Source organism: Desmonostoc vinosum (assembly GCF_059505385.1).
Genome location: NZ_JCACKM010000210.1, coordinates 1 through 9,505, shown reverse-complemented (window position 1 = coordinate 9,505; position 9,505 = coordinate 1). Strand labels below are relative to the sequence as shown.

The 9,505-nt window shown below is 38.9% G+C and carries 9 protein-coding genes and 1 pseudogene; 8 read left to right on the top strand and 2 right to left on the bottom strand.

Annotation, left to right across the window (positions count from 1 at the left end):
- Positions 1 to 64: 64 nt before the first annotated feature.
- Complete coding sequence (locus AC5JMF_RS25355; RefSeq protein WP_495798472.1) at positions 65 to 1,273, bottom strand: glycosyltransferase family 4 protein; 1,209 nt, start codon at positions 1,271 to 1,273, stop codon at positions 65 to 67.
- A gap of 253 nt (positions 1,274 to 1,526) precedes the next feature.
- On the opposite strand from AC5JMF_RS25355, the gene AC5JMF_RS25350 reads away from it, so the two are divergent.
- From AC5JMF_RS25350 to AC5JMF_RS25315, 8 genes and pseudogenes are all read left to right on the top strand, one after another.
- Entirely contained in the window at positions 1,527 to 2,543 is a 1,017-nt protein-coding gene (locus AC5JMF_RS25350) for an Npun_R2821/Npun_R2822 family protein (RefSeq protein ID WP_495798471.1), read from the top strand.
- Positions 2,544 to 3,176: 633 nt separating this feature from the next.
- The gene (locus AC5JMF_RS25345; protein ID WP_495798470.1) at positions 3,177 to 4,196 is read left to right on the top strand and encodes an Npun_R2821/Npun_R2822 family protein; all 1,020 of its coding nucleotides are present in this window, start codon (positions 3,177 to 3,179) and stop codon (positions 4,194 to 4,196) included.
- A gap of 99 nt (positions 4,197 to 4,295) precedes the next feature.
- Entirely contained in the window at positions 4,296 to 5,243 is a 948-nt protein-coding gene (locus tag AC5JMF_RS25340) for a glycosyltransferase family 2 protein (protein WP_495798469.1), read from the top strand.
- 67 nt (positions 5,244 to 5,310) lie between these two features.
- Positions 5,311 to 5,448 (top strand): annotated as a pseudogene (locus tag AC5JMF_RS25335) (type II toxin-antitoxin system VapC family toxin); the annotation flags it as partial.
- Positions 5,449 to 5,451: 3 nt separating this feature from the next.
- Complete coding sequence (locus tag AC5JMF_RS25330) at positions 5,452 to 5,679, top strand: hypothetical protein (RefSeq protein ID WP_495798468.1); 228 nt, start codon at positions 5,452 to 5,454, stop codon at positions 5,677 to 5,679.
- Between the two features lie 36 nt (positions 5,680 to 5,715).
- Positions 5,716 to 5,946, top strand: coding sequence for a hypothetical protein (locus AC5JMF_RS25325; RefSeq protein ID WP_495798467.1), 231 nt, complete (start codon positions 5,716 to 5,718; stop codon positions 5,944 to 5,946).
- Between the two features lie 116 nt (positions 5,947 to 6,062).
- The gene (locus tag AC5JMF_RS25320; RefSeq protein ID WP_495798466.1) at positions 6,063 to 6,383 is read left to right on the top strand and encodes a DUF433 domain-containing protein; all 321 of its coding nucleotides are present in this window, start codon (positions 6,063 to 6,065) and stop codon (positions 6,381 to 6,383) included.
- A gap of 8 nt (positions 6,384 to 6,391) precedes the next feature.
- Positions 6,392 to 6,745, top strand: a complete 354-nt coding sequence (locus tag AC5JMF_RS25315; RefSeq protein WP_495798465.1) for a DUF5615 family PIN-like protein — start codon at positions 6,392 to 6,394, stop codon at positions 6,743 to 6,745.
- A gap of 497 nt (positions 6,746 to 7,242) precedes the next feature.
- Here the strand turns inward: AC5JMF_RS25315 and AC5JMF_RS25310 are convergent, their stop codons facing one another.
- The gene (locus tag AC5JMF_RS25310; RefSeq protein ID WP_495798464.1) at positions 7,243 to 9,339 is read right to left on the bottom strand and encodes an acylase; all 2,097 of its coding nucleotides are present in this window, start codon (positions 9,337 to 9,339) and stop codon (positions 7,243 to 7,245) included.
- Positions 9,340 to 9,505 lie beyond the last annotated feature (166 nt).

Genomic DNA, 9,505 nt, shown 5'->3' with positions numbered 1-9,505 from the left:
CGCTTAGAGCGACACAGGAGCGTCGCGTCATTACGAATTACGAATTATTTAACTATTTTTGTCTTTAAAGACAGGCTTGTTCATAGTGTTTACCAGCGATATCCCATGTGAATTCTGTTTCTATTAGTTGTCTAGCGTTGTTAGACAATTGCGATCGCATTTGTGGATGCTCAAATAATTGACTAATAGCGGCAACATACTCTGCTGGCTCATTCGCTCGTAATGCCCGTAATGATTTACCATCATCTATGGTTAATCCTTCCAAACCGCGATCGCTTCCTACTATTGGTACACCGGCTGCCATTGCTTCTAAGGTTTTGTTTTTAATACCAAACCCTGTCCGCATGGGTACAACACAAATGGTTGCTTTGTGCAAATACTCTACCATCGAAGGTACACGCCCAGTAACATTAATTCCTGGTTTTTGTTGAAGTGCTAAAACCTCTGGCGCAGGATGAGAACCAACAATATCGAAAGTCGTATTAGGGTAAGATTTTTGGATTTTTGGTAAGACTTCATTGCTGAAAAAGCAAACAGCGTCAACGTTTGCTAAATAATCCATTGCACCTATAAAAATTAAGCGATGTCCTCCAGGATCGGTGGTACGGTTGGGAAAAGTAACCAAATCTACACCATTAGGAATAACTGTAATTTCACTATGAGGATTGAATTCTTGTAGTTGAATTTTATCCTCTTCGGTTGTTACCACAATAGTTGAAAATTTAGCACAGTATTTTTGCTCATAACGACGCAAAAGCGGTAAATTAATTCTGTCTCTAAGTGAATTCTCCGAAATGCCAATTGCTAGCTGACTACGACAACTACCATATACAGAACTATGGACGTTGACTATAGTTTTTAGTTGTTTGAGAAAATGCGATCGCACATAAATTTCATTAACACTATGTTCGCAAGTAATTACATCACATTTACCCGCTTCTACAAATGCATCAATCCATGCTTGCATCTCAACTGAATAACGGTTCAGTACACTTGGTGGCGTCCCCTGTTGTAGAAATGTGCTGAAGCGCTGCACTTTTTTAAGTATTTTTGAGGTAGTTTTAGCATCTGTAGGACGATCAAAAACGACTAGATGATCTACACAATCTCGTAACCCTGCTATTTCTGTTTCTGTAACGTCATATTCACGTTGAGTTACAAGGGTAATATTATGGCGTTGACTTAAGTACTTAAGTAAATTAAACGTCCTCACCGCAGTGCCTCCACGCGTTGGTGGATAAGGAAAAGTGGAAGATAGCATTAATATATTCATACAAGTAATTGCCAATGATGATACATATACCATGACACCTGATTTTAGGCTGAATGTCATCACAAATATCCCTTATATATTTTTCGTAAAATTTTCATAAATTAAAGCCTACAAAAAGCTAAATATCCATTAAATGACAATAACCGTAAATTTACTGTGTAGTTTCACACAAACTATTGTTTTTACAAATAGGTTTAAGGCAAGATGTAACTGTTGCTAGATGAAATCTGTTAGTCGAATAGGGTATAGCAGAATGAAATCATTCGGTATTTATACACTTGCCAACGATGCTGTATTTGACCAACTAGTTGCTTTGCTAAACAGCATTGAAATGAATGTTGGTCAAGATATTCCTGTTTGTGTAATTCCTTATAACGAGCAATTAGATTTAGTTAAACAAGAACTGAAATCTAGAAAAAATGTTATCCTTTTTGAGGATTGGCAAGCAATTCAACGCTGGGACAATTTTGTCAATCAGCTTTGGGATAATCACCCTAGAGCAAGTGATTCTAAATTAACTCGTCCTGGTTGGTATAAGGGCTTTGTACATAGGAAGTTTGCTGCTTTTAATGGTGATTTTGATAGATTTGTGTTTTATGATGCTGATAGCTTAGCCATGAAGCCAATTGATGATATATATGATAAGTTAAATACTTATGATCTCGTTTTTAATGATTGGGAACACGCTAAACCTAGAGAAAAAACACAGCTAAATCTTGAGATTCTGGAAAATAGAACTCAACTGACAGAAGCTGAGTTGCGTTCTAAAATTCATTGTGACAGTTTCTTTGGTTCTAAGCGATTGCTGTTTGGTGGCGAAGATTTAAATATTTTAAAAGAACGCTGGATTGGAAAACAAGAATTTGAATGGATTCGACCCAGTTCTTGGTGGTCTAGTTCTGGTTTATTTAGTTATGTAAGTTTGTACGGAGATCCCGCCATATTTAACTTTACTCTCAGTCCCAATACTCAAGATAGAACTGGTAATTGTGCTAATGCAGATGCTTTCGTAAATATTAATAATGTTCTTTATAACCAAGATGGATTAAAACCAATTCATCGCATTCACTACATGAGTTATTCTTCTGGTGATTTTGTTCGTTTATGTCAAGGAGAAGATGTCAATATTTGTTATAGAGATGAATTTTTATATTACCGTTTTCTTAAACAGCCAGAAAAAAAACCAAGGCGATTAAAACAACCCAGCATAATATCTAAAACAAATAGATTCGTTCAAAAATCTCATAAAAAACTGCAAAGAATATTATAAAATTACTATTTTTAAGCTTTATACATAAACGCAGAGGTGCAGATATAGCAATTCTATCTGATTTGTGAAGATTCGCGGTGTCCAGATCCCCGACTTCTCAAAAAAGTTGGGGATCTTAGTTCTCACTAATGATTTAGGATTGCTATAAAATTAGGGGATTTGAATAATGACGCATTAAAACATCGTGGCTGACGCCCGGAACGTTTCACATATTTTTATCTTTTTTCATAAATAAATTTAGCGCCAAGTCTGAGCGTTAGCGTAGCGTAAAGCCTCCGGCATAGCTTCGCTGAGAGCGAGTCTTCTCCCAAGGGGAGACGCATTCGCGAACGAGCGTCTGGCTTCGCCAACGTCAAGGGCGAACAGAACTTTGTTACAAAGGACGCTGTTACCCTATATTCGGGGCTAATTCTTTTTTCTGTTCCCTGTTCGCGCCTTGAAGGAGCTTGGTAAGTATTTATTGAGGAATAATAGTCAGTATATAGTAACCAAGAATACATAAATAGTTTCTGATGCAAGTATAGCCATAAGGTTTCTTTATCCTTTAAACTAGTCAACGAATTAATTTATGTCATTACCAGTCTATCTATATATTCTTTGATCAGTTCGCAACTAAAAAAAGGATTTTTTCAAATGAATTCCTTCGGCATTTATACCCTTGCTAATGATGTGGTTTATGACCAATTGGTAGCTTTAATTAACAGTATTGAGATGAATGTTAGTGAAGATATTCCTATTTGTATTATTCCCTATGATCAACGATTAGATTTAGTTCAACAAGAAGTTAATTCTCGTAAGAACGTCATGCTTTTTGAAAATGCAGACGTAATTCAACGATGGGAAGAATTTGCTCACCAAGTTTGGGCAGCACATCCCAGAGAAAAAGAAGCTAAAGTATCGCGTCCTAGTTGGTATAAAAGTCATCTCCAAAGAAAGTTTGTTGCTTTTGAAGGTGTTTTTGAGCAATTTGTCTTTTATGACGGTGATAGTTTGGCAATGAAGCCAGTAACTGATGTCATTGAAAAGTTAAAGCAATATGATTTTATTTTTGATGATTGGGAACATCTTAAAAACAGAACCGTAGCAGCTTTAGATATTTCTGTTATTGAAAAAACCGGGCTATATACAGAAGCAGATATCCGTCCTAAACTGCATTGTTCTAGCTTTTTTGGGTCGAAGCGAGGGTTATTTACTGCTCAAGAAATGCAGGAAATGAAAAAACGTTTAATTACCCAGAATGAAATTGAATGGATTAATGGATATGGATGGTGGGATGATGCTTTTTTGTTTAATTATCTAACTTTGCGATGCGATCGCCCTTTATTTAACTTTACACTTAGTCCTAATGGACAAGACAGAACTGGTAACTGTGCCAATGCAAATCCTTTTGTCAATATTAATAATGTTCTCTACAATCAAGATGGCTTAAAACCAATTCATCGTATTCATTACATGAGCTATTCTTCTGATGATTTTGCTTGGTTATGTAAAGGAGAAGATGTTAAGATTTGTTATAAAGATGAATTTTTACATTATCGCTTTCTTAAACAACCAGACCAAAAACCAAAGCAACTAAAACCACCTAGTTTTATATCTCAAACCAATAGACTACTTAATAAAGCTATGAAAAAGCTACAAAGAACTTTTTCCTAAATTTAGCAGTAAATTATCATTGCGAATTGTTTGGTTAGGTAGATTGAACCCCGCTCTTTGTGGACGGCTAGTTTCCCCTGTTCCCTTTCATTTAAAAATATGCCCAAAGTTTCTGTTTGTATTGCTACTTTTAATCGAGTAAATATATTACCATATGCTATTGAAAGTGTACTCCAACAGTCAGAGCAAGAATTTGAGTTAATTGTTTGTGATGACGGTTCTTGTGATGGTACACCTGAGTTGATGTCACAATATACAGATAGTCGGATTAAATATATTCGTCATCCGCAAAACATTGGTAAAAGTAATAATATGCGCTCTGGTTTTGAGGCTGCAAGTGGCAAATATTTTATTAAATTTGATGATGACGATAGACTAACAAGCGATTTTTTATCGCGTACTATTGGCATTCTTGAACAAGACGCAAGTATTGATTTTGTAGGTACAGACCATTGGATAATTGATATTAACAATATCCGAGATGAAGAAAAAACGCAAAATAATTCTCGTTATTGGGGTAGAGCAGATTTGTTAGCAGGTATTGTTGATAATTTGCTAGAAGTTGTCTTTATTAAGCAGAGTTTTCAAATTGGAGCAACATTATTTCGCCGTCAAACTTTGCAAGAACTAGGGTTTATGTTACCTAACTTGCAAAATTGCGAGGATAATGATTTATTCGTGCGGTTAGCTTTGGCTGGGAAAAAAGGTTATTATTTACCAGAATTGTTAATGGAATATCGCTCTCATGCAGAACAGCAGGGTATTAATAGAGCAATTCCCTATTTATTTGATAAAATTTGTTACTTGGAAAATTATCAATTTGAATCAGAAAAATTGGAGAAAACTAGACAGTATCGTTTAGCAGAAACACAGTTAATATTAGGTTTACGTTTAATTGAAAAGGGCGAAACGCAACAAGGTAGAAAGTTAGTTTTGGCAGGAAAATCTGTTTCCAATACAAAAGCTTGGACTGGTTTAGGGTTATCGCTGTTACCAGTTGCGTTAAGGGATAAAGCGTTTGCAATACTGCGAAAAGTGCGGAGTTAGTTATGAAACCCAACACCGAGATTTATGTTGGGTTTAACGGAGTCAAACCCGAACTACAATTTTTTTCGGCTTGGATTACCTGTTAACCTGGAACTGTAAGCATATTGCAAACGCACAAATTCAAAGGAAGCTTGAAGAGATTAGCTTTGATTTTGGATACCAGTTACCTGTAATTTGCACTCCCTACGAGCTATTAGGAGATTGAGCGATGTGGCAAGATGAGATTCTAGATGAAATTCACAAGATTCGTGAAGAACATGCTAAGTCTTTCAATTACGACTTAGATGCAATGTTTGCAGACTGGCAAAAAAGACAGTCAGAAGGCGGAAGAGAAGTTGTCAGCTTGCCGCCAAAGCGCGGTCTAACAACACGTTGGAGCGGACGAACAAGAGATCTTGGTGAGGATGCCGAGGATACTAGCCGCCGCTCAACTTAGCCGTTATGCCGACTTTAAAGTCTGTAATTCAGAGTTATGAAAGATGAAAAAAAGGCAAGATTAGCTTGTTTGTTGATTGTTCTAGGGTCTTTAATATCAATAAGATTTAGTATGGTAGATGAGAGTACCCGAATAATGGGCTATATTTATAGGAGCAATCCAGAACTTACAAAAGTATCGCGTGAGGAAGACCTCAAGCATGAGCAGAGAGTAAGGCTTTTTTTTAAGGGAATAAGCGCGCTCTCGATTGGTTTTGCAGCACGCTAGTATGCTTGGATCTCTTCTCGCGGATAAAAGCAAGAAAAATGAGGATTGATGCTTCATGCCTGTCAAGCAGTGAGCCATCGCTTGAGTATTTTAGGTAAACAGTAAGTGTTATTCCTATGACATTAGCCTCAACCCCAACAAAACAATACATTGAACAACGAGACAAAGGATATTGGATCAAAGGAATCCGCATCTCCCTTGATTCAGTTGTCTATTCTTTCTTGAACGGAGAATCGCCCGAAAGTATTGCCCAAAATTTTCCACTCCTTTCACTCGAACAGGTTTATGGTGCGATCGCTTTCTATCTTGCCAATCGAGAGCTTGTGGATGCGTATCTGAAAAAGGGTGAAGCCGAGTTTCAGCAATTACAACAGTCTTGTAGAGAAAAGAATCCTTTGCTATACCAAAAATTGAAGGCGGCTCAAGCCCAAAAGTAGAAAGCAGTATGACAGAAATTCGCTTTCAAGCTGATGCCGATCTTAGACAGGCAATTGTAACTGGTGCAATCCGCAGACAACCAAATCTGGATTTTCAATCAGCTAATGAAGCAGGGCTTGAAGGAATAAAAGATCCAGAAGTTTTAACCATTGCAGCACGGGATGGTAGGGTGCTGGTCACGCACGATCGCAAAACTATGCCGACTGAGTTTGGTCAATTCATCATTTCGCAAACGAGTTCTGGTGTTCTAATTCTTTCTCAGAATCTTCCAATCAGCGAAGCAATCAATGCAATTATCTTAGTGTGGGAAGCATCTACTGCTGAGGAATGGATCAATCAGATTATGACTTTCCCATTTTGAATGGCTATACAAGATTTGCGGTAGTGCTACAGAGGTAATGTTTTATATCGCTAGAGTCCTTGCAGTATAAAGATCTCATTACGTCATCATTACTTGTTTTTAGCACTACCAGATTTGCTATTGAAATCCTCGGAAAATGCTGCATAACCACGCCCATGCACCCGACCTAAAGGATTGGTTGGTTGAGTTCAGTAGGCTATATGCGGCGGGTGATGGGCAACGTTAGGCTGCTTGAGTCATGGGTGAGGGTGCGCTTCGTAAGATTGCTTGTTAGTGTTCAAAGTTAAATTGTTTTCAAGTGATCGGCGAGGATAGTATTTCAGGGTTGCTTGTTAGCATTCAAGGGCAAATCAAGCAGCGAAAGGGAGCAAGTCTGCATTATTCAGCCAATCAATCAATGACGGATTTTTAGTCGAGATCTTCGCTGCGTTAGGACTTGCGTCCATAATGCACCCTACAAAATTAAAGCTTTTAATTTACATTAGGCGTGATTTCGCTCAAAATACTTTACGTTCTTCTAGATGAGCAAGAATATCTGAGCGCTGACGCCAAACTGGACGCAACTTTTGATTGGCGAACATCTGTAACTGGTCACTAATATGGGGTGAATTTGGCTGAGTGGCATTGCCATAACTGTTAAGTACCATTGCTCGCACTGGTTGAGAAAATTCAATTGCCGCCACAAAAGAATCCCCACCAACAGACTTAAAATGTCCATTTGACTGTGGTGTAAACCAAAGGCTGCGGAAGATGCCAAGAGGGTCTGCACCACCGTTTGCAGGTAACTTTACATCACCATAATCTAGCTGAAAAACCTCTCCCCATGCTACATCTAGCTTCCCATAGGTCTTTTGTACTTGAGCTGCCGCTGTTTCCAGTTTGGCAACTGCTTGTTTAGGGTTAGCCAAGCCGTCGGGTGTGGTGCGCGGTTTGTTTTCACTCCAAGGTATACTAAACACCTGATCCAAATCTATTTGTTTTACCCAAGCAGCAAATAGTACCGCACCCTTGCTATTTGCATTCGCTTTCTTGTCCCAAGCTGCTAAAACATCAGCTGCATCTTTTGCTAATTCACTTCCATATCTTCGTGCTGCCGGGATTAAATCATCTAATATCCGGTCTGCTAGTTCCATTCGGGTTGAGTGTTTGTATGCCACCATCTCATCAAAAGTAATTTTTTTATCCTCAAAGAGCATTCTGGCAGAACGCTGCGCCCGGAAATCCATAAAACGTGGTGCCATGTAAGATGGGTATTTATCTGCGTTGATAGCAGTTGGAAATGTGGTTGTCCAAGGTGGGTCATTAGCATTTTGCAACCAGCCACTTTTGGGGTCAACGATGCGAGGTAAATCTTGATAAGGGTGAATTTTTGTCCATAAGGTGTCAGAAGTGTCACCTGGGATAATATTTTGCCAGTATTGAAAATCACCTTTTTTTCTAATAGGAACTTGACCGTTGAACAGGTGCATTATATGCCCGTTTTTATCTGCATATATGACCGTAAACATGGGCAATTGCAAGCGTTTGAGTGCTGCTTCAAACTGGGAAAAGTTTTGAGAGCGTGCCATATCCCACCATTGTTCGAGTACACTAGGCTTGTCAAGACCAACTACTCGCAACGCCACAGCTTGATTATTTGTTTGTGATGTGACAGGCCCGTGAACAGAATGTTTGATGACTAAAGGTTCTGTTTTGAGAGTACCGTCTTTTTGTTTGATTTTTAATAAAGTGGTTGTGGTGTCAAAAGGTCGGACTTTGCCATCGAATCGATAACCATTCTCAACTAAGTTGAGTTTGTAAGCATCCCAACCGTCGTGAGTATTAACAGTATGAGTCCAACCTAAATTATTGTTGAAAGCGATCGCTAAAACAGGTATACCTACAAGTGTGACTCCATAAGCGTCAATTCCTGGTGCAGTCATCTGTGCTTCATACCACAGAAATAAATCAGACCACGGTAAGTGCGGGTTAGCTAGCAGCATAGCATGACCGTTTGCAGAATGTGATGGTGCGATCGCCCAACCATTAGACCCGGCTTTTGATTCCTGCTGACTAACGCCCGCAACTTGTTCTGAACTCGTAATAAAAGTAAAATGCAGTACCCGGTTGAGATGAGCGAGAACATCTTCGGCTTTGACTGGTAAAACGACCTCTACCTCATCGTCTATCAACTCTCGATGTTCTTGAGCATAAGAATTAATTCCTGCGGCAAAGGCATTCAGATAGCTACGAAAAGCTAGACTTTGTGCTTTATACCAAGAACGAGAACGTTCCGGAACTCCCATAGTCAGCACCCATCGGTCTGATTCTAAGTATTTTTCGCCCCAATATTCGGCAGCTTTTCCCCGTGCTTGACCATAAAGACGCAAAAGTAAGTTACCGTGGCTTTGCATTTGCGCCCAACCAAAGGCTTGAAAAGCACTTGCTTGATCCTTGCCATAGATATGGGGTACACCATAAGTATCCCAAAGAATTTCGGTGGATGTTGCTATTGTCACTCCACTATGGCTTGCTGTAAATAAGACAAAGATGAAACCAAGTATAAATAGTAAAAGTTGGAATGCTTTTTTTTTAACTCTTAGTAAATAGTTCATTTGTGTATAGGACTGTTAAATAATTTGTAATTCGTAATGACGCGACGCTCCTGCGTCGCTCTAAGCGAAGCTATGCCGTAGGCTTTACGCTGACGCTCGATGACTCGCTACCGCTACGCTATCGCTACCGCTTCGCTAACGCTATCGAGGACTCGCTACCGCTGCG

Coding starts and splice junctions, on each gene's coding strand:
- AC5JMF_RS25355 (WP_495798472.1), bottom strand. CDS start 1,273: ATGAATATATTAATGCTATCTTCCACTTTTCCTTATCCACCAACGCGT.
- AC5JMF_RS25350 (WP_495798471.1), top strand. CDS start 1,527: ATGAAATCATTCGGTATTTATACACTTGCCAACGATGCTGTATTTGAC.
- AC5JMF_RS25345 (WP_495798470.1), top strand. CDS start 3,177: ATGAATTCCTTCGGCATTTATACCCTTGCTAATGATGTGGTTTATGAC.
- AC5JMF_RS25340 (WP_495798469.1), top strand. CDS start 4,296: ATGCCCAAAGTTTCTGTTTGTATTGCTACTTTTAATCGAGTAAATATA.
- AC5JMF_RS25330 (WP_495798468.1), top strand. CDS start 5,452: ATGTGGCAAGATGAGATTCTAGATGAAATTCACAAGATTCGTGAAGAA.
- AC5JMF_RS25325 (WP_495798467.1), top strand. CDS start 5,716: ATGAAAGATGAAAAAAAGGCAAGATTAGCTTGTTTGTTGATTGTTCTA.
- AC5JMF_RS25320 (WP_495798466.1), top strand. CDS start 6,063: ATGACATTAGCCTCAACCCCAACAAAACAATACATTGAACAACGAGAC.
- AC5JMF_RS25315 (WP_495798465.1), top strand. CDS start 6,392: ATGACAGAAATTCGCTTTCAAGCTGATGCCGATCTTAGACAGGCAATT.
- AC5JMF_RS25310 (WP_495798464.1), bottom strand. CDS start 9,339: ATGAACTATTTACTAAGAGTTAAAAAAAAAGCATTCCAACTTTTACTA.